The 17,234-nt window shown below is 70.0% G+C and carries 18 protein-coding genes and 2 pseudogenes; 9 read left to right on the plus strand and 11 right to left on the minus strand.

Translation table 11 applies throughout. The features are described 5' to 3' along the window. Positions 1-25: 25 nt before the first annotated feature. Positions 26-243: pseudogene (locus tag ABD378_RS07390) on the minus strand (FAD-dependent oxidoreductase); the annotation flags it as partial. Between ABD378_RS07390 and ABD378_RS07395 the strand changes: the two are divergent. Then, positions 221-625, plus strand: coding sequence for a hypothetical protein (locus ABD378_RS07395; protein ID WP_386546940.1), 405 nt, complete (start codon positions 221-223; stop codon positions 623-625). The pseudogene ABD378_RS07390 and the gene ABD378_RS07395 overlap by 23 nt on opposite strands. Here ABD378_RS07395 and ABD378_RS07400 read toward each other — a convergent pair whose 3' ends face one another. The 8 genes from ABD378_RS07400 to ABD378_RS07435 form a co-directional block, all read right to left on the minus strand. Next, positions 626-2,038 carry an NADP-dependent succinic semialdehyde dehydrogenase gene (locus ABD378_RS07400; protein ID WP_344519642.1) on the minus strand — a complete coding sequence of 471 codons (1,413 nt, stop codon included), beginning with the start codon at positions 2,036-2,038 and terminating at the stop codon, positions 626-628. 20 nt (positions 2,039-2,058) lie between these two features. Beyond that, positions 2,059-2,247, minus strand: coding sequence for a DUF6479 family protein (locus tag ABD378_RS07405; protein WP_344519643.1), 189 nt, complete (start codon positions 2,245-2,247; stop codon positions 2,059-2,061). 174 nt (positions 2,248-2,421) lie between these two features. After that, positions 2,422-3,255, minus strand: a complete 834-nt coding sequence (locus tag ABD378_RS07410) for an aldo/keto reductase (RefSeq protein ID WP_344519644.1) — start codon at positions 3,253-3,255, stop codon at positions 2,422-2,424. 128 nt (positions 3,256-3,383) lie between these two features. Continuing rightward, positions 3,384-3,956: an HPP family protein gene (locus ABD378_RS07415; protein WP_344519645.1), complete on the minus strand. Its 573-nt coding sequence runs from the start codon at positions 3,954-3,956 to the stop codon at positions 3,384-3,386. A gap of 247 nt (positions 3,957-4,203) precedes the next feature. Beyond that, the gene (locus ABD378_RS07420; RefSeq protein WP_344519646.1) at positions 4,204-4,719 is read right to left on the minus strand and encodes a GtrA family protein; all 516 of its coding nucleotides are present in this window, start codon (positions 4,717-4,719) and stop codon (positions 4,204-4,206) included. 238 nt (positions 4,720-4,957) lie between these two features. After that, a complete protein-coding gene (locus tag ABD378_RS07425) occupies positions 4,958-6,229 on the minus strand; it encodes an enolase C-terminal domain-like protein (RefSeq protein ID WP_344519769.1) in 1,272 nt (423 codons plus the stop codon). Between the two features lie 118 nt (positions 6,230-6,347). After that, on the minus strand, positions 6,348-7,685 hold the full coding sequence (locus ABD378_RS07430; protein WP_344519647.1) for a gluconate:H+ symporter: 1,338 nt from the start codon (positions 7,683-7,685) through the stop codon (positions 6,348-6,350). A 117-nt stretch (positions 7,686-7,802) separates the two neighbouring features. Beyond that, positions 7,803-8,762: a 5-dehydro-4-deoxyglucarate dehydratase gene (locus ABD378_RS07435; protein ID WP_344519649.1), complete on the minus strand. Its 960-nt coding sequence runs from the start codon at positions 8,760-8,762 to the stop codon at positions 7,803-7,805. Between the two features lie 130 nt (positions 8,763-8,892). Between ABD378_RS07435 and ABD378_RS07440 the strand changes: the two genes are divergently transcribed. The 7 genes and pseudogenes from ABD378_RS07440 to ABD378_RS07470 all read left to right on the plus strand — a co-directional run bounded on the left by ABD378_RS07440 (position 8,893) and on the right by ABD378_RS07470 (position 13,620). After that, positions 8,893-9,702, plus strand: a complete 810-nt coding sequence (locus ABD378_RS07440) for an IclR family transcriptional regulator (RefSeq protein ID WP_344519650.1) — start codon at positions 8,893-8,895, stop codon at positions 9,700-9,702. Positions 9,703-9,779: 77 nt separating this feature from the next. Further along, positions 9,780-10,073, plus strand: coding sequence for an ArsR/SmtB family transcription factor (locus ABD378_RS07445; protein ID WP_344519651.1), 294 nt, complete (start codon positions 9,780-9,782; stop codon positions 10,071-10,073). Next, positions 10,070-10,456, plus strand: a complete 387-nt coding sequence (locus ABD378_RS07450; RefSeq protein WP_344519652.1) for a VOC family protein — start codon at positions 10,070-10,072, stop codon at positions 10,454-10,456. Before ABD378_RS07445 ends, ABD378_RS07450 begins: the two co-directional genes overlap by 4 nt. Before the next feature lie 65 nt (positions 10,457-10,521). After that, complete coding sequence (locus ABD378_RS07455) at positions 10,522-11,091, plus strand: DinB family protein (RefSeq protein WP_344519653.1); 570 nt, start codon at positions 10,522-10,524, stop codon at positions 11,089-11,091. Positions 11,092-11,248: 157 nt separating this feature from the next. Beyond that, positions 11,249-11,368, plus strand: a pseudogene (locus ABD378_RS07460). A gap of 34 nt (positions 11,369-11,402) precedes the next feature. Further along, a complete protein-coding gene (locus ABD378_RS07465; RefSeq protein WP_344519654.1) occupies positions 11,403-11,885 on the plus strand; it encodes a cupin domain-containing protein in 483 nt (160 codons plus the stop codon). Next, positions 11,878-13,620 (plus strand): ABC-F family ATP-binding cassette domain-containing protein, encoded by a 1,743-nt coding sequence (locus ABD378_RS07470; protein ID WP_344519656.1) that lies wholly within the window; start codon positions 11,878-11,880, stop codon positions 13,618-13,620. Before ABD378_RS07465 ends, ABD378_RS07470 begins: the two co-directional genes overlap by 8 nt. A gap of 26 nt (positions 13,621-13,646) precedes the next feature. On the opposite strand, the gene ABD378_RS07475 is transcribed toward ABD378_RS07470, so the two are convergent. Continuing rightward, positions 13,647-14,357, minus strand: coding sequence for a polysaccharide lyase family protein (locus ABD378_RS07475; RefSeq protein WP_344519657.1), 711 nt, complete (start codon positions 14,355-14,357; stop codon positions 13,647-13,649). Between the two features lie 316 nt (positions 14,358-14,673). On the opposite strand from ABD378_RS07475, the gene ABD378_RS07480 reads away from it, so the two are divergent. After that, entirely contained in the window at positions 14,674-16,464 is a 1,791-nt protein-coding gene (locus ABD378_RS07480; protein WP_344519658.1) for an alpha-L-fucosidase, read from the plus strand. Positions 16,465-16,522: 58 nt separating this feature from the next. On the opposite strand, the gene ABD378_RS07485 is transcribed toward ABD378_RS07480, so the two are convergent. Continuing rightward, a complete protein-coding gene (locus ABD378_RS07485) occupies positions 16,523-17,179 on the minus strand; it encodes a maleylpyruvate isomerase N-terminal domain-containing protein (RefSeq protein ID WP_344519659.1) in 657 nt (218 codons plus the stop codon). Positions 17,180-17,234: the final 55 nt, after the last annotated feature.

Genomic DNA, 17,234 nt, shown 5'->3' on the forward strand with positions numbered 1-17,234 from the left:
TGGGATGGGGCTACTCGTCTCCGGTGAACAGGGTTTGCTCGTACTCACTCAGTGCGGCCTCGACGTCATCGGGGTGCGCGGCGATGGCCCTGCCGAGTTCGGCGCCGTCGTACATGGCCAGGTTGGCGCCTTCGCCGGACGGGACCATCAGGTGTGCGGCGTCGCCGATCAGGGTCACGCCGGGCACGCGGCCCACCGGTGCCCCATGGGCAGGGAGTGGATGGCGCGCGGCACCGGTGCGGAACTCGCCCGCGCCCCGGGCCAGTCACCGCTGCTGCGGGTCTTCGAGCGCATCGGACGTCAGGTCCAGGCGCTCGGAGTGCCGGACACCGGCCGGTTCACCGCCGCGTCCGCGCTGCTGAACTACATCCTCGGAGTGGGCCGACAGAACGCGGCCGACGCCCGTGCACACCACGCACGCCGGCCGGACACGGGCCGGACCGAGTTCCTCGACTCCGCCGCGGCCACATGGGCGGACCTCGACCCCGACGAGTACGCGTTCACCCGGAGCGTCGCAGGCCAACTGCGCGATCACGACGACCGGGTGGAGTTCCTCGCCGGAATCGACCTCATCCTCGCCGGAATCAGCGCCCGTCGATGGACGACCGACCCGGCGTCGTCGTAGTCAGCTCTTGACGTCCGGATCTGACGGGCCGTACCAGACCGTCGTGGCGTTGCAGAACTCGCGGATGCCGTGCCCCGCGAGCTCCCGTCCGTAGCCCGAGCGTTTGATGCCGCCGAACGGCAGGCCGGGATGGGAGGCGGTCATGCCGTTGAAGAAGACGCCGCCCGCCTGGAGGTCCCGTACGCAGCGTTCGACGTCGGCGTCGTCGCGCGTCCACACATTGGAACTGAGCCCGAAGGACGAGTCGTTGGCCAGGGCCACGGCCTCGTTCAGGTCCGCCACGCGATAGAGCGTGGCCACCGGGCCGAACGCCTCCTCACGGTGGATGCGCATCTGCTCGGTCACGTCGGCGAGGACGGTGGGGGAGTAGTACCAGCCCCGCTCCTGCTCCTTGGGGCGCTGTCCGCCGCACAGCGCGGTGGCGCCGTGGGCGAGCGCGTCGTCGACGAGTTCCTCCAGGTCCTTGCGGCCCTGCTCGGTGGAGAGCGGGCCGACGTCGGTGTCCTCGCTCGCCGGGTCGCCTACGGTCAACTCCCGCATGCCCGCGACGAATCGGTCGCGGAAGGCGTCGTAGACGTCGGCGTGCACGATGAAGCGTTTGGCGGCGATGCAGGACTGCCCGTTGTTCTGCACCCGGGCGGTCACCGCGGTCGCGGCGGCACGTTCGATGTCGGCGCTCGGCAGCACGAGGTAGGGATCGCTGCCGCCCAGCTCCAGGACCGTCTTCTTGATCTCGTCGCCCGCGATGGACGCCACCGAGCGGCCTGCCGGTTCGCTGCCGGTGAGGGTCGCCGCCGCCACCCGCTCGTCGCGCAGGATGCCCTCGACGGCGCCCGAGCCGACCAGCAGGGTCTGGAAGCAGCCCTCGGGGAACCCGGCGCGGCTGAAGAGGTCCTCCAGATAGAGGGCGGTCTGGGGCACGTTCGACGCGTGCTTGAGCAGACCGACGTTGCCCGCCATGAGGGCGGGGGCCGCGAACCGTACGACCTGCCAGAGCGGGAAGTTCCACGGCATCACGGCGAGCACGACGCCGAGCGGGCGGTAGCGGACGATCGCGCGGGTCGCGCCGGAATCCGCCACGTCGGCCTCGGCGGGGTGCTCGTCAGCGAGCAGCGCCTCGGCCCGCTCGGCGTACCAGCGCATGGCCTTGACGCACTTGGCGGCTTCGGCCCTTGCCGCCTTGACGGGCTTGCCCATCTCGGTGGTCATGGTCCGGGCGATGAACGCGTTGTCCTCCTCCAGCAGGTCGGCGGCCCGGTTCATCAGCCGGGCGCGCTCGCTGAAGTCGCTGGTGCGGTACTGGCCGAACGCGGCGTGGGCGGCGGCCAGACGGCGTTCGACCTTCGCGTCCTCCAGCGGCTCGAAGGACTCGAGCGTCTCGCCGGTGGCGGGATCGACCGTGGCGATGGGCATGCCGTTCCTCCTCGGAACGCTCAGCGCGACTCGGGGGGCTCCTCGTGGGGCTCCTCCCAGGAGTCCGCGCGCGGCTGGGGCGACTGCGGTGGGTTGGGGCGTCGGGTGACCTGTCGCCGTCCGAAATAGAAGAGGGCGAGCAGTACGACGACGATCACCACGCCGATGATCAGCATCAGCGACGAGGTTCCGCTGGCGGCGAGGGGCATTAAGTGCCTCCTGTAAGGCCCGAAGCCCCTGGCTCCGGACGTTGCGGGCCCCGGGGTTCACCCTAGAGCGACATGCTCGGGGAAGCATGCGCAGCGACGTCACGGGTGCCCTGGCATGCGGAGCGCACACGTCCCACACGTCCATCGGCCGGTCGGGATCCTCGGGCGGGCCCGTCAGAGCATCTCCAGAGGCTCCTTGCCCACCGGCGCGGGGAACGCGGCATCCAGCGTCTTGAGGTCCTCGTCGGTGAGGCTGAGGTCGAGGGCCGCGTGGTTCTCCTCCACGTGCGCCGCGGTGGAGGCCTTGGGGATGGCGATGACGTCGTCGTGCCGCAGGACCCAGGCGAGCGCCACCTGGAGCGGTGTGCTGCCGTGCGCCGATGCCACCGACTCCAGGGCCTGATGGCCGAGCAGCCGCCCCTGCTCCAGCGGGGAGTAGGCCATGAGGGGCATCGAGCGTTCACGGCACCAGGGGAACAGGTCGTACTCGGGGCCGCGGCGGGTGAGGTTGTAGAGCACCTGATCCGTCTGCGGGCGGGCATCCCGGGGCAGCTCCGCCAGGTCGTCGACATCGAGGTTGCTCACGCCCCAGGCGCCGATGCTGCCGCGGCTGACCAGCCCTTCCAGGGCCTCGACGGTCTCGGCGAGCGGCACTCCGCCCCGCCAGTGCAGCAAGTACAGGTCGATCCGGTCGGTGCCCAGACGGCGCAGGCTCGCGTGGCAGGCGTCGACGGTGCCGCGGGCGTCGGCGTTCGACGGCAACACCTTGCTCACCAGGAACACGTCGTCGCGGTGCCCGCGGATCGCCTCGCCGACCAACTCCTCCGAGGCGCCGCTCCCGTACATCTCCGCTGTGTCGATCAGCGTCATGCCCAGGTCCAGGCCCCTGCGGAGGGCGGCGAGCTCCTCGGCGCGGCGCGAAGGATCGTCGCCCATGCGCCAGGTGCCCTGGCCCAGTGCCGGCACGCTCACACCGGAGGGGAACGTCACTGTCTCAGCCGCTGCCATCGCGTACATCCCTTCTCGTAACTCTGCTCTCTGCCCTCTGCGTGCGCAGGTGCCCGGATTCATCCGGCTTCATGCCCGGCCGTCACGCCAAGAACCTCACCACGCGCACGCGCACGCCGCGAGACTGATCACCACCAGTACGCGGGATAGCGCGGCGCGGCGGGACGGGCGCACGAGGCGGCCCAGCCCGCCAGGACGACCACGACGACAGCCCCGGCGAGCAGGGGCACGAACGTCGCGGGCCGGGGATGGTGCAGGACGATGACGACGGCGGTGGCGCAGGCCGGCGAGTGCGGGGTGCGCGCCGCGGTCATCACGGCCAGACCGATGCCGGCCGCCAGCGCCGCCGCCCAGGGTGCGCTGCCCAGCGCGGCGAGGATCGCGTAGCCGACGCCCGCGCACAGCAGGTGGCCCGCGATCACGCTGCGCGGCTGGGCCAGCGGCAGCAGGGGCACGCTGTGCACGATCGCGGCGGATGCCGCCAGCGGGGGTATCAGCACCGGCTCGTGGACGACGGAGCCGACAGCGACCAGGGCCAGCAGAACAGCGGTGACGGCACTGATGTTGTGCAGGGCGGTGCCCGCGGGGGGCGGGGCGGGGGCGCGGCCCGCGAGGCGGGGCAGGAGGCGTGGCCGCTGCCGTGTGCCGGGGCGTTGCTGGGCAGGCGCGGGCGGCGCCTCGATGATTTCGTCGGTGCTCAAGAGAAGGACGTTCCGGACTTCAGCCGGCGGGGGACCCGGACGGCGGGGTGACAGAGGGCAGGAGTCGCCACGGCCGCCCGTGCGGTCGGCAGGGGGCGCGGGCAGCATCGGCGGCCCGGGGTCGGGGCGTCCGCGTACTCACCCAAGATCCTACGAAGCCCTGCCGCGCGGCCTGCGGCCAGGTCCGGTGATCACTGTGCTGACCAGGACCAATACAGTGATCACGGCACTCGTGCCGGTGGAATGGTCAGGCGGCGTGGCAGAGCGCCGCGGGGGCGGCGGGGGCCGAGGTGCGGGCCACGGTCGCGTGCACGGGGCGGACCGTGGTCGCGGCCTGCGAGCGGCTGCGCGCGAAGACGACCAGGCGCAGCACCGCGAACCGCGCGACACCGGCGAGTGCGGAGGCGGACAGGTAGACGACCTGCTCGAGCACCGCACCGGGCGCCGCCACCAGCTGCTGCAGGACAAGCATCGCTGCACAGGTCACCGCGTACGCGGCCGCCGCGGACCCGCCCGACTGCCCATGCTGGCGCCAGGTGGCCCGCCCGCCCGCACCGAAGGTGAAGCGGGCGTGCAGCTCGGTGGCGAAGAGCGTGGAAACCACCGTGATCAGGGCGTTGGCCAGGACCCAGGGAACCCAGGAGGCGAGGGCCACCACGGCGAAGCTGGAGGCGAGCCCCACCCCGCCGCCGCAGAGCACGAAGCGGGCGAAGGCGGTGAGGGCGCCGGGCGCCGCATGCTCCTGGCTCTGCGCTGTCTCCATGATCCGACCCCCGTGGATGCTCACTGCGCGAAACGCGCGCCACTCAGCCTGCGAGGCCGGAGTGCGCTACCGATGGCGCCATCATGGCACACGCGTGGTGCCATCGGTAGTCATTAGTGGTGCCATCTACGTTCGACGGTGGTGCCATGGTTGAGGGGTGTTGCTGATGCGCAGGTCAGGCCGTACATGTCGAGGAGAACCCCGAGGGACGCCCCAGGCCGGGAACCGGCCGTGACCATCAACGCACCAGGCAGGGGCGCTTGTTGTCGAACTGCCAGTCGGGGATGAGGTAGCGCATGCCGGCGGCGTCGTCGCGCGCGCCCAGTGCCTTCCGCAGGTAGAGGTCGTGGGCCGCCAGCAGACGGTCCATGTCGAGCTCGACGCCCAGACCAGGGGCGTCGGGCACGGCGATCTCCCCGTCGACGATGCGGGGCGGGGCGGTGGTGAGGCGCTCCAGGCCCTCCTGCCATATCCAGTGAGTGTCCAATGCGTTGTAGTCGCCCGGGGCCGCGGCTCCGCAGTGGGTCACCATGGCCAGGGAGATGTCGAAGTGGTTGTTGGAGTGGCAACCCCAGGTGAGCCCCATCGCGTTGCACAGCTGCGCCACGCGTACGGAGCCCTGCATGGTCCAGAAGTGCGGGTCGGCGAGGGGTATGGAGACCGACTGCAGGGCCAGGGCGTGGGTCATCTGCCGCCAGTCCGTGGCGACCATGTTGGTGGCGGTCGGCAGTCCCGTGGCGCGGCGGAACTCGGCCAGGACCTCGCGGCCGGAGTAGCCGCCCTCGGCGCCGCAGGGATCCTCGGCGTAGGCGAGCGTGTCGGTCAGGGGGGCGCACAGCTCGATCGCCTCGCGCAGGGACCACGCGCCGTTGGGGTCCAGGGTGATGCGGGCCTGGGGGAAGCGGTCCTTCAGGGCGCGTACGGCCGCGACTTCCTCCGCGCCCTCCAGGACGCCGCCCTTGAGCTTGAAGTCCCGGAAGCCGTAGCGGTCGTAGGCCGCTTCGGCCTGCCGGACGATCGCCTCGGGGGAGAGGGCCTGCTCGTGCCGGATGCGGTGCCAGTCGACGGGGGAGTCGGGCTCGCGGACGTACTCCAGGTCGGTGCGGTCGGGATCGCCGACGTAGAAGAGGTAGCCGAGGACACGGACGGAGTCACGCTGCTGTCCGTCCCCGAGCAGCGCCGCGACCGGCACCTCAAGGTGCCGGCCCAGGAGGTCGAGCAGCGCGGACTCGACGGCGGTGACGGCGTGGACGGCGGTGCGCAGGTCGAAGGTCTGGGCGCCCCGCCCGCCGGCGTCGCGGTCGGCGAAACGGTCGCCGATCTCGCGCAGGACGCGCTTGTAGTCACCGAGGCGGGCGCCGACGACGAGGGACTCGGCGTCGCGCAGGGTCTGGGTGATCTTTTCGCCACCCGGTACCTCACCCAGGCCGGTGCGGCCCTCGGAGTCCCGCAGGACCACGATGTTGCGGGTGAAGTAGGGGCCGTGTGCGCCGGAGAGGTTGAGCTCCATGCAGTCCCGGCCGGCGACCGGGTAGACGCTGAACGCGGTGACGGTCGGCTGCCTGTTCACGTTCACAGATTCCTCAGGTGTCAGATGTAGTGGGGGAGCGCGGTGCTGGTCGGGTGGGTCAGAGGCTGAGGACGTCCAGGGCCCACTCCACCGCGAGTACGCCGCCGAGACCGAGGATCGCGAGCACCGTCGTATAGGTGGTGCGGACCTTGATCGCCTCGATGACCGAGAGGTTGAAGTACTCCTTGAACAGCCAGAATCCGGGGTCGTTGACGTGCGAGAAGGCGATCGATCCGCAGGAGACGGCGAGCACCAGGATCTCGGGGTGGACGCCGCTGCCCGCCAGGAGCGGCAGCACGATGCCGGAGGCGGTGACGACGGCGACCGTGGCCGAGCCGAGGGCGATGCGGAGGATCACCGCGATGAGCCACGCGAGGATGAGCGGTGAGACGGACCAGCTGTCGGTGGTGTCCTTGATGTGGTCGGCGATGCCCCCTTCGACGAGGACGTTCTTGAAGGCGCCGCCCGCCCCGATTACCAGGAGGATCATGGCCATGGCCTGGGCCGCCGACGTACAGGAAGCGCTGACGTCGGCCAGGCTGCGGCCGATGCGCGGCCCGAACGCCCAGATCGCCAGGAGCAGAGTCAGAAGCAGTGCGATCGGTGCCGAGCCGATGAAGGTGATGAAGTGGAGGAACGGACTCGCGCCGGAGGTGGCCATCTCGGTCACCGAGGCACCGGCGATCAGTACGACGGGGAAGAGCGCCACGGCCAGGGCCCAGCCGATGCCGGGCATCTCCTCGTCGGTGAACTCCCGCTCGCTGACCAGGCCCTTGGGGATGGAAGGGTTCATCGCCTTGATGAACGGAAGCCTCGGCCACGCCAGCGCGATCAGCGCACCGGCGGGTATCGCGATGAACAGGCCGTAGACCAGCGTCAGTCCGACGGAGGCGTGGAACGTCGCGGCCACGGCGGTGGGGCCGGGATGCGGTGGCAGGAAGCTGTGCATCGTGGAGAGCGTGATGGACATCGGCAGGCCGATCCACAGCAGCTTCGCCCCGGTGACGCGTACGAGGGTGAACGCGATGGGCACGATGATGATGAAGGCGACCTCGTAGAACATGGTGACGCCGATGAGCATGGACGTGACCACCATGGCCACTTGGACCCACCGCGGTCCGAAGGCGTCCAGCATCTTGTTGGCGATGCGCTGTGCGGCACCGGAGTCCCCCATGACGCGGCCGACCATGGCGCCGAGCCCGATGACGAGCATCGTGTCGCCGATCTGGCCGCCGATGCCCTCCGAGAGGACGTCCGGGATCGTGGCCACCGGAATCCCCTGCACCAGCGCGACGGCGACCGCCACGAACAGGAGGGCGGCGAAACCGTTCAGTTTCAGCCGGGTCATGAGGAACAGCAGGATCAAGACGCTGACCCCGACTACGACGAGCGGCATTTCAGTTCCCCTTTGAACTGTGGATCAAGTCGCCGGAAGACTCCGCCGGTTGTCGTCCGGGACGGCGGAGCGGGCGGGTAGGGCCGTGGGGTTGTGGGGGTTGTGGGGGTGGGCCGGTCAGGCCCTGTGCCGCGCGGCCGAGACCAGGTCGAGCCCGGCGTTCAGCACCTTCTCCAGGTCGGCGACATCGTCCGGACCGGGATCGGTGAGGGGCGTGCGCACCGGGCCGACCGGGAGACCGCGCAGCCGGGCGGCCGCCTTGACGAGCGAGACGGCGTACCCCGGCGCCCGGTCGCGCAGCTCGACCAGCGGGACGTAGAACTCCCGCAGCAGCCGGTCCACCGCCGAATCGTCCCGCTCCCGCAGCGCGGTGAAGAAGGCGTCGGCGATCTCGGGGGCGAAGGCGTGGACGGCGGAGGAGTAGGCCGGGACGCCGACGGTGGCGTAGGCCCGGGCCTGGATCTCCGCGGTGGCGGCGCCGTTGAAGAAGAGGAAGTCGTCGGGGGCGGCAAGCGTGAGGCGCTGCAGCCGATCGAGGTCGCTGTGCCCGTCCTTGAGGCCGATGACGGCGGGAATCCCGGCGATCCGGCGCAGGGCTTCGGCGGTGAAGGTGACCTGGCCGCGCTGGTAGACGATGAGGGGCAGCGCGGTGCCTGCGGCGATGCGGCGAAGCTGTTCCACCAGACCGTCCTGCGACGCCTCGACCAGGTAGTGGGGCATCACCAACAGGGCGTCCGCGCCCTCCTCCTGCGCGATCCGGGCGAACCGCAGCGACTGGGCCCAGCCGTATCCGGTGCCCGCCACCACCGGCAGCCGGCCGTCGGCGACCTCGACGGTGACCCGGATGACCGCGCGGTACTCCTCCTCGTCGAGCGAGAAGAACTCGCCGGTGCCGCACGCGGGGAACACCGCGCCCGGTCCGGTCGCCAACTGGGCCGTCAGATAAGAGCGGTAGGCCTCCGCGTCGAGGCTGCCGTCGCTCCCCATGCTCGTGAGCGGGAAGGACAGCACGCCGCGCGCCATGCCCAGCCGCAGCCGCTGGGCAACGTCCTGGGGCCTCGTACTGAGTCTGTTCATGCCGAGCTCGTTCATGAATCTCATCTCTATATGCAGATGGCGTCCACGTATGAGAATGGAGGCTAGAGTCATGAACGATCGGGGGTCAATGGGCAGGCGCCGCGGATCTACGCGGATCTACGATGGGCGCATGTCGGAGAGCGGAGCGGACCACGGGGCGGGCGCGGGTGTTCGCGGGGTGAAGTCGGCGCTGCGCACCGTCGCGCTCCTTGAGCTGCTCGCCGAGCGCGCCGACCGTCCGGCCCGTCTCGACGAGCTCGCCGAGGAGTTGGACGTACCGCGCAGCAGCATGTACCAACTGCTGCGGACCCTCGTCGACTGCGGCTGGGTGCGCACGGACACCACCGGTTCCCTCTACGGCATCGGGATCCGCACGCTGCTCACAGGTACGAGCTACCTCGACGGCGACGTGCGGGTGCGCGCCATCCGCCCGTACATGGACGAGGCCTCGGACGCCTTGGGCGAGACGATCCACCTGGCGCGGCTCGACGGCCCGAACGTCGTGTACCTCGCGACCCGCGAGTCCCACGAGTACCTACGCACCATCAGCCGGGTCGGCCGCCGCGTCCCCGCGCACGCCGGAGCCCTCGGGAAGGCGCTGCTCGCCGAGCGTCCGGAAGCCGAACTCCCGCTCTCTGAAACCCCGTTGACCGCCTTCACGCGGAGCACGCACACCGGCCGCGCCGCCCTGCTCGCCGACCTCGGGCGAGTGCGTGAGCGCGGCTACGCCATCGACCGCGAGGAGACGGTGAGCGGCATCGCGGGCTTCGGGTTCGCCCTGCGGTACGACGTCCCGGCCGTAGATGCCATCAGCTGCTCGGTGCCGGTGGTCCGGCTCACCGACGAGCACCAGAGTCGCGTGGTGTCAGTGATGCGGGAGATCCAGACGAAGATCGAAAGCCTGCTTTCACCCGTCTCGGGTGCGCCCGACTGGCGCTGACGGCCTGCCCTCGAGTCGACCGGCCAATGGCAAGATCCACCTTGATAGGTAAGTCGTGACTTGCCTATGGTGGGGTCATGGCGGAAGATGTTTTCAAGGCGCTGGCCGACCCCACCCGTCGGCGCATCCTTGATGAGCTGGTGGAACGGGACGGCCAGACCCTGTTCGAGATCTGCGCCCGACTGGTGACCAAGCACGGTCTTGGGCTGTCCCGTCAGGCGATCAGCCAGCACCTGGCCGTACTGGAATCAGCGGGCCTTGTCGTGTCACGGCGCCAAGGCCGCTACAAATTCCATGATCTGAACACCGAACCCCTAGAGCGCATCGCGACCCGGTGGCTCAGGACCGACACCTCGGAGAGCGCCCAATGAAGATCCACCGGACCAGCGTCTTCGTCGACGACCAGGAAAAGGCCCTGCGCTTCTACACGGAGGTGCTCGGCTTCGTGAAGAAGCACGACGTCCCGCTGGGCGATGACCGATGGCTGACCGTGGTCTCGCCGGAGGCTCCCGACGGGACCGAACTGCTGCTGGAGCCCTCCGGCCACCCTGTGGTGAAGGCCTACAAGGACGGGCTGGCCAAGGACGGTATCCCGCTCGCCGCCTTTGCCGTGGACGACGTAAAGGCGGAGTTCAGCAGGTTGCGGGAGCTCGGGGTGCAGTTCACCCAGGAGCCGCTGGAGATGGGCCCGGTCACCACCGCGGTGTTGGACGACACCTGCGGCAACCTGATCCAGATCATCCACAGCGCGTAAGGACCCGGCGCGGTGCCCGCCGCGATCGATAAGTCGGTGGCGATCCCGGGTCCTCACCGACGAACATGGCCCGCATGAGCGACCAACCCGAACGATGGAGCCAAGCGACCACCTACCCCGACATGTGGGCGGACCCGGACGACGACCCCCGCAACAGCGACGGAGTCAGCCCGGACGGCGAGCTGGCGACGCTGCAGGACTTCCTGACGAGTTACCGCATGACCCTGCGGATGAAGTGCGAGGGCCTGGACGCGGAGCAACTGGCGCTCCGGTCGGTTCCGCCGTCGACGATGTCGCTGCTCGGCCTGCTCCGGCACCTCGCCGAGGTGGAACGGGACTGGCGCAACTGGATCAGGGAAGGCGAGCCGCTGCCGAAGCTCTACGGCGAGCGCGACGCGGACTTCAACGGAGCTGTCGGTGAGCAGGCCCTTGTCGATGCCGCATACGCCGACCTGGGGCGTGAGCAGGCCGCGATGGACGCCGAACTGGCCGAACACCCGGACCTGGGCGAGCGTTTGGGGAAGGACGGCTTCGCCGTCCGGGAGCTGATGGTGCACCGGATCGAGGAGTACGCCCGTCACTGCGGGCAGGCCGACCTGTTGCGCGAGTGCATCGACGGCAGGGTGGGCCAGTAGCCGAGGTCCGGATGCCTCAAGGGTCGATGCCGCAGGTGAGGGCTAGGGCGAGGGCTAGGGCGAGGGCCGCGGCCCCGCATCCCAGAAATGAACTCGCCCCCCACAGTGCGCTGTCCCTATCCTCACCGGAGCGGGATCGCGCGGTCCCGCAGGTTGCGGAGCCGTGGCAGAGCGGCCCATTGCGATCGGCGTGGGAGAAGCCCCTCCCGCGCCGACTGACGGGAGCCGGGCGGGCCTTGCCCTTCCCTGTCCGCGGGTTCGAATCCCGCCGGCGCCGCAGCCGACCACCGGTACGAGAGCCTGGAGTTCGCATGAGCATGCCCGCCCCCGCCGCTCCGGTGTTCGTCGGGCCGGACCAGACCGCAGCCGTCGGGCGAGGGCAGATCAGCGTCCTGTGGTCGCTCGGCGACCGTACGAGGGATCTGGACGCCGACGCCGTCCGGCTGGCTCCGGGCGCGAGTATCGGCGAGCACACGGAGGATGCGTACGGTGTGCTGTTCACCGTGCTGAGCGGCGCCGGTGAACTCCGCACCCCGGACGCGACCTGGCAGCTCACGCCCGGCGCCCTCGCCTGGCTTCCCGCGGGGATCATCCGCTGCGTGGACGCGGGTGACGAGGGGCTCATCTATACGACCGTCCACCGCCGCCCGGCCCCCGCTGCCGGTCCCGCCGACGGGACCGACGCGGGTGAGCCGGTCTGTCTGCTCGACCGTGTCTGCCCCGAGTGCGGCCGCCTCGCCGCCGAACGTGACGCCCGCTACTGCGCCCACTGCGGAACGCCGCACGATGTCTGAGGCGAAGGCCGGTCATCCCGGTACGCAGGACGTCGTGTCCGGCGACCACCGTTCCGCGCACCTCCTGGCCGAGAACGTGCACTGCGCGCTCGGGGACCGCCTCGTGCTGCGCGATGTCTCGCTGAAGGTGTCCCGGGGCGAGCGGGTGGGCCTGATCGGCGAGAACGGCCGTGGCAAGTCGACGTTGCTGCGAGCCATCGCCGGTGAACTGCCGCTGCAGCGCGGCCAGGTCCTACGGGCGGTCGCGGGGCAGGTGGGCTTCCTGCCCCAGCAGCCCGGCTTCCCGGCCGGTGCGACCATCGAGACGGTGCTCGCGCGGGCGACCGCCGAGTTCGGCGACATGGCCGAACGGATGCGCGCCGCCGAGGAGTTGATGTCTTCCGGCATGGACGACTCAGGCATGGACGATTCAGGCAAGGGCGAATCAGACAAGGCCGATCTGAGCGAGGTGCTCAGTGAGTACGGCCGACTCCAGGACGAGTTCGCCCGACGCGGCGGCTGGGAACTGGACGCCCGCGTCGGCGAGGTCCTTGACGTCTTCGGCCTTGGCTCCCTGGACCGGCTTCGGCCCACCGAAACGCTGTCGGGCGGCGAGCGATCCCGCCTGGCGCTCGCCGAGCTGGTCCTCGCCGAACCCGCGGGGCTGCTGCTCGACGAGCCGACGAACCACCTCGACGACCGCGCGGTGGACTGGCTCGTCCAGTGGCTGGCTCAGTACCAGGGGCCGTGCCTCATCGCGTCGCACGACCGGCTGCTGCTCGACACCGCCGTCACCGCCATCGTCGACCTGGACGGCTCACGCGGCTCCACCGTGCGTTACGGCGGCGGCTACCGCGACTACCTCGACGAACGCGCCGCGGCACAAGCACGGTGGTGGCAGGAGTACCGCGACTGGCGCCAGGCGCTTGCGGAGACGCGGCGGCGGCTCGACAAGGCGGGCAGGTCCGGCCGCACCTTCAGCGGGATGCGGGACGGCGACAAGTTGTCCTACAACCTCGCGGGCGGCGGTGCACAGGCCGCCGCCGCCCGTGCGACCCGTGCGGCCCGGCAGCAACTGGGGCTGCTGCTTGACGAGGAAGTGCGACGCCCGCCCGAGCCGCTGGCCTTCCGGGCGCCGGAGAGCGAGAGTGCGCAACTGCCCGACGGGGTGCTGCTGCGGGCCGAGGGCCTGGTTGTCGGGGATGTGGTGTGTGGTGTGGACCTGGAGCTCGCTCCCGGTGCGCTGCATGTGGTCACCGGGGCGAACGGCGCGGGCAAGTCCACGCTCCTGTCCGTCCTGGCGGGCCTCCGGACGCCCGACGCGGGGGTGGTCGTACGTGAACCGGGGCTGCGCATCGGCTACTTGCCGCAGGAGAGTCACTTCACCCGGGAGCGGCGCGGCGTCCTTGACACCTTCGCCGCGCACCGCGCGGCCTACGTCGAGGACGCCGCGAGGGAACTGACCAGGTTCGGCCTGTTCGGGACCGCGGATTTCGACGTTCCGGTGAATCGGCTCTCCGTGGGCCAGCTGCGGCGGCTCGAACTCGCGCTGCTGTTCTCGCGGCGCCCGCACCTGCTGCTGCTCGACGAGCCCGGCAACCACCTCAGCCTGGCCCTGGTCGAGCAACTGCAGGAGGCGGTGGAGCAGTTCACGGGGCCGGTCTTAATGGTCACCCATGACCGGGCCCTGCGTGAACGCCATCGCGACAGCCTGCTGGAGCTTGCGGGCGGGCGGTTGGTCCGGCGGCGGGCGTGAGGCCTATCCGTCGGCGGGCCTGAGACCTATCCGTCCACGTCGCCGTACGTCGTGCCGACCTTCAGCCCGTCGATCCAGTTGATGACCCGCTTGTCCTTGACCTCGGAGCCGTAGGTGCCGAAGCGGGTGTCGTTGCCCAGGTCGTCCCACGTGCGGCCGGAGAACTCGGCGACCTTGGTGCCGTTGTAGAAGGCCGACACCCATCCGGCGGATGCGTCGGACGAGGTGTGGATGCCGAGCACGATGCGCTTGTACGTACTGGTCGTGACGGGTGTCGACCACTTCAGGGTCCACTTCTCGCCGACCTCGATGTGGAACAGCTTGAGGACGCCGCCCTCGACCTTCATCAACACCGGGTAGTTCTGCTGGTGTTGGTCGTTGGTGCCGTACGACTTCCACTGGAAGATCGTGCCCGCGTCCGGGGTGTTGGTGGAGGTGTCCCAGCCGATCCAGTACGTCGAGTTGTTCTTGAAGGTGTACCGCGAACCGCCGACGCTGATCCCGTGGGCCTCGCAACGCTCGAGGCCGAGCGGCTTGTTGAACTTGAAGACCTGTCCGCGGCCGTCGTTGTTGTCCTGGGCGACGACGCTGCCGGGTGAGTCGCACAGGGTTGAGGAGAACACCCCGGTCCCCGCGGAGGCGTCCCCGTCCCAGATGACGGAGGCGTCGGCGGGGGCTGCGGTGAGCAGGACCAGGGAGGAGGCGGCGGCTGTGAGTGTTCCGGTTCGCTTGCGCATGAGGGGGCTCCTTGCGAGTGGGGGGGGAGGAGGGGCTCGCGTGGCTGTGTGCCGTTCGTGCGGCGGGCGGAGAGTAAGCGGTTTCTAGCATGGCCGTGGCTGAACACTCAATAGGGAAGCGCCAGTTGAGTGTTGCTGCGTAGAAACCGGTATCTCTCGCAAGTGAGCCTGTCGGGGGTGGTGACGCCGCGCCCTCGCGCATCTAACATCCGATGTACCCGCCCCCATTCCTCCCTCCTGACACATAGAGCGTCCGTATGAGCTCTTAACGTCGGATGAATCGAATCGACAGGGGCAGTTGTAGAGGAGATTCGTGATGCGCAAGATGATCGGCGTCATGCTCGTGCTCCTGCTCGCCGTCGGAGCAGCCGTGGCAAGCCCTCCCGCAGCGGTCGCCACGCAGGCGGACCCGGCAGGCGACCCACGCACGCAAGGCATACCCGGCGAGATCGAGCCCAGCGACGACAAGGACCTCGCGGCCTGGCAGGAGCTCCAGTTCGGGATGTTCATCCACTGGGGGCTGTTCTCCGAACTGGGAGGCGTGTGGAAGGGCAAGCCGGTCACCAAGGGCTACAGCGAACAGATCCAGATGTGGGCCGACATCTCCGATGAGGAGTACCTCGAAGTGGCCCAGCGGTTCAGGCCGGACCGGTTCGACCCCGCGGAGATCTGCTCCCTCGCGAAGCGGGCCGGGATGCGCTACGTGGTCATCACCAGCAAGCATCACGACGGCTTCTCCATGTTCGACACCGACACCACCGGCTACGACGTCGTCGACGCGACCCCCTACGGCAAGGATCCGCTGAAGGCCCTCGCTGACGAATGCCGCAGCCAGGGGCTGAAGTTCGGCTTCTACTTCTCGCTCGTCGACTGGCACCAGGGCCACGAGTTCGACGGCAACAACAACAATCCGATCCCCGCGTCGATGGAACCCGTCATCGAGGGACAGCTCCGTGAGCTGATGACCCGGTACGGGGACATCGCCGAGGTGTGGTTCGACATGTCATCGCCCACCGCCGCCCAGAGCCGGAAATTCGCCGGGATCGTCCGCGAACTCCAGCCGAAGGCGGCCATCAACAGCCGGGTGTGGAACAACCAGGGCGACTTCCGCACCCTCGGCGACAACGAGATTCCCACGGTCGCACTCGACGGCGCCTGGCAGACGCCCGCGTCGATCTATCACGAGACCTGGGGCTACCGCAGCTGGCAGAAGCGTGAGGACCTGCCCGGCAAGATCAGGGACCTGGTCGGCGGCCTGACCGGCGTGCGTGCCCGGGGCGGCAACTACCTGCTCAACATCGGTCCGCGCGGCGACGGTTCGGTCGTCGAGTTCGAGGCCGACGTCCTGCGCGGCATGGGCGACTGGCTCCGCCGCCACCCCGGGGCCGTGCTCGGCGCATCGGCCACCCGCTTCGGCGGCCTGCCCTGGGGCGAGGTCACCGTCAACGACCGCGACCTGTTCCTGCACGTGAGCCGGTGGCCCAAGTCCGGGGAGCTCAGGCTGCCGGGCCTGGCCACCTCCGTACGCTCTGTCCGCGAGGACGGCTCGACGGGCCGGCTCAAGTGGCGCCGGGACGGGGACGACCTCGTGGTGACGCTGCCCGACCGGCCGCGCGAGGAGGTGCTGCCCGTCGTGAAGGTCGAACTCGGCGGCGAGCTGCGGATCATCCCGGAGCGCACGGTCGCGCTCGGCCCGGACAGGACCGCCGTCCTTGACGCCGCCGACATCGAGCAGGGCTACAGCTATGCCGACGACGGCAGTTACTCGAGCACCCACCGGACCACGGTGCGGCACACCGCCCACATCAGCGCCGACCGTGGCGAGAGGCTGTCGGTGGCGGTCCGCGGCGAGGCGCGACCGGAGGCGCTCTACCGCGTCGAGGTCGGCAAGCACTCCCGGCTGGTGAAGGGCGCGGACCTGACCCGACGCGCCGTCGGCCCCTTCTCCGTACGCGGCGGGAAGGTGACCCCCGTGACCATCACCCTGGCAGCGCCGAAGCACGCGGGGGAGGAACTCGGCCTGCGCCTGGACTCGTTGCTGGTCGCGCCCACCGGCAGCGCCACCGGACCGCAGACACTCAAGGCCACGGTGACGGGCGGCGGGTGACCAGTACCCTCGCGGTCTTCAGGACACGCCGAAAACCCCGTTCGTCCTCGGGTGACGATCACCCGAGGACGAACGGGAGGCGCGCTGCCTGCTCGCCCAGGTCGGCCTTCTCCGCGTCGGTCGGGGCACGCCGTCCAGTGCCGACCAGCAGCGCGTCCGCATCGGAGAACGACGCGGGGAACGCGGCGCCGGCGATCTTCTCCAGCATCTCGCGGCTCCGGGCGAGCCCCTGCGCGGGCGGTCCCGCCACATGCGGGAGGTGCGCGATCAGGTCGAGGTGGTGCAGGGTCCATTCCATGACGTACGTCATGAGGTAGTCGCCCGTGGTGAGGACCTCGTCGCGGGTGCTCACCCGGGCGCCGGGGTCGGCGAGTTCGGCGGCGCGGCCGGCGGCCGAGCCGACGTCGTCGAGGTGGAACTTGAGCAGCCAGGGCTCCTCGTACGCGGCGGCGAGCCGGACGGTCAGCGCGTCGAGCGGGTCCTCGCCGGTCGGCGGCGTCTCGGTGACGTCCCAGTAGGTCAACGCGTCGCGGGTCGGCTCCGTGTCGGCGGGGGTCACGAGGGTGATCAGGACGTCCTGGGCGTCGATGACCAGATGGCAGACCAAGTCCCGCACGAGCCAGCCCGTACAGCCGGACGGGCGCGCGAAGTCCTCGTCCGGGAGTTCGGCGACCGCCGTGCGCAATGCCGCCCAAGAGCGGGAGAAGAGATCCACATCGCCAAGGTAGCGCCGTGCCGCAAAGCCGGACAAGCGCAATTGGGCGGGCGGC

Origin of the sequence: Streptomyces rectiviolaceus (assembly GCF_039533825.1) — a bacterium.
Classification (GTDB): Bacteria; Actinomycetota; Actinomycetes; order Streptomycetales; family Streptomycetaceae; genus Streptomyces; species Streptomyces rectiviolaceus.

Coding starts and splice junctions, on each gene's coding strand:
- ABD378_RS07395 (WP_386546940.1), top strand. CDS start 221: ATGGCGCGCGGCACCGGTGCGGAACTCGCCCGCGCCCCGGGCCAGTCA.
- ABD378_RS07400 (WP_344519642.1), bottom strand. CDS start 2,038: ATGCCCATCGCCACGGTCGATCCCGCCACCGGCGAGACGCTCGAGTCC.
- ABD378_RS07405 (WP_344519643.1), bottom strand. CDS start 2,247: ATGCCCCTCGCCGCCAGCGGAACCTCGTCGCTGATGCTGATCATCGGC.
- ABD378_RS07410 (WP_344519644.1), bottom strand. CDS start 3,255: ATGGCAGCGGCTGAGACAGTGACGTTCCCCTCCGGTGTGAGCGTGCCG.
- ABD378_RS07420 (WP_344519646.1), bottom strand. CDS start 4,719: ATGGAGACAGCGCAGAGCCAGGAGCATGCGGCGCCCGGCGCCCTCACC.
- ABD378_RS07425 (WP_344519769.1), bottom strand. CDS start 6,229: ATGGAGCTCAACCTCTCCGGCGCACACGGCCCCTACTTCACCCGCAAC.
- ABD378_RS07430 (WP_344519647.1), bottom strand. CDS start 7,685: ATGCCGCTCGTCGTAGTCGGGGTCAGCGTCTTGATCCTGCTGTTCCTC.
- ABD378_RS07435 (WP_344519649.1), bottom strand. CDS start 8,762: ATGAACAGACTCAGTACGAGGCCCCAGGACGTTGCCCAGCGGCTGCGG.
- ABD378_RS07440 (WP_344519650.1), top strand. CDS start 8,893: ATGTCGGAGAGCGGAGCGGACCACGGGGCGGGCGCGGGTGTTCGCGGG.
- ABD378_RS07445 (WP_344519651.1), top strand. CDS start 9,780: ATGGCGGAAGATGTTTTCAAGGCGCTGGCCGACCCCACCCGTCGGCGC.
- ABD378_RS07450 (WP_344519652.1), top strand. CDS start 10,070: ATGAAGATCCACCGGACCAGCGTCTTCGTCGACGACCAGGAAAAGGCC.
- ABD378_RS07455 (WP_344519653.1), top strand. CDS start 10,522: ATGGCCCGCATGAGCGACCAACCCGAACGATGGAGCCAAGCGACCACC.
- ABD378_RS07465 (WP_344519654.1), top strand. CDS start 11,403: ATGAGCATGCCCGCCCCCGCCGCTCCGGTGTTCGTCGGGCCGGACCAG.
- ABD378_RS07470 (WP_344519656.1), top strand. CDS start 11,878: ATGTCTGAGGCGAAGGCCGGTCATCCCGGTACGCAGGACGTCGTGTCC.
- ABD378_RS07475 (WP_344519657.1), bottom strand. CDS start 14,357: ATGCGCAAGCGAACCGGAACACTCACAGCCGCCGCCTCCTCCCTGGTC.
- ABD378_RS07480 (WP_344519658.1), top strand. CDS start 14,674: ATGCGCAAGATGATCGGCGTCATGCTCGTGCTCCTGCTCGCCGTCGGA.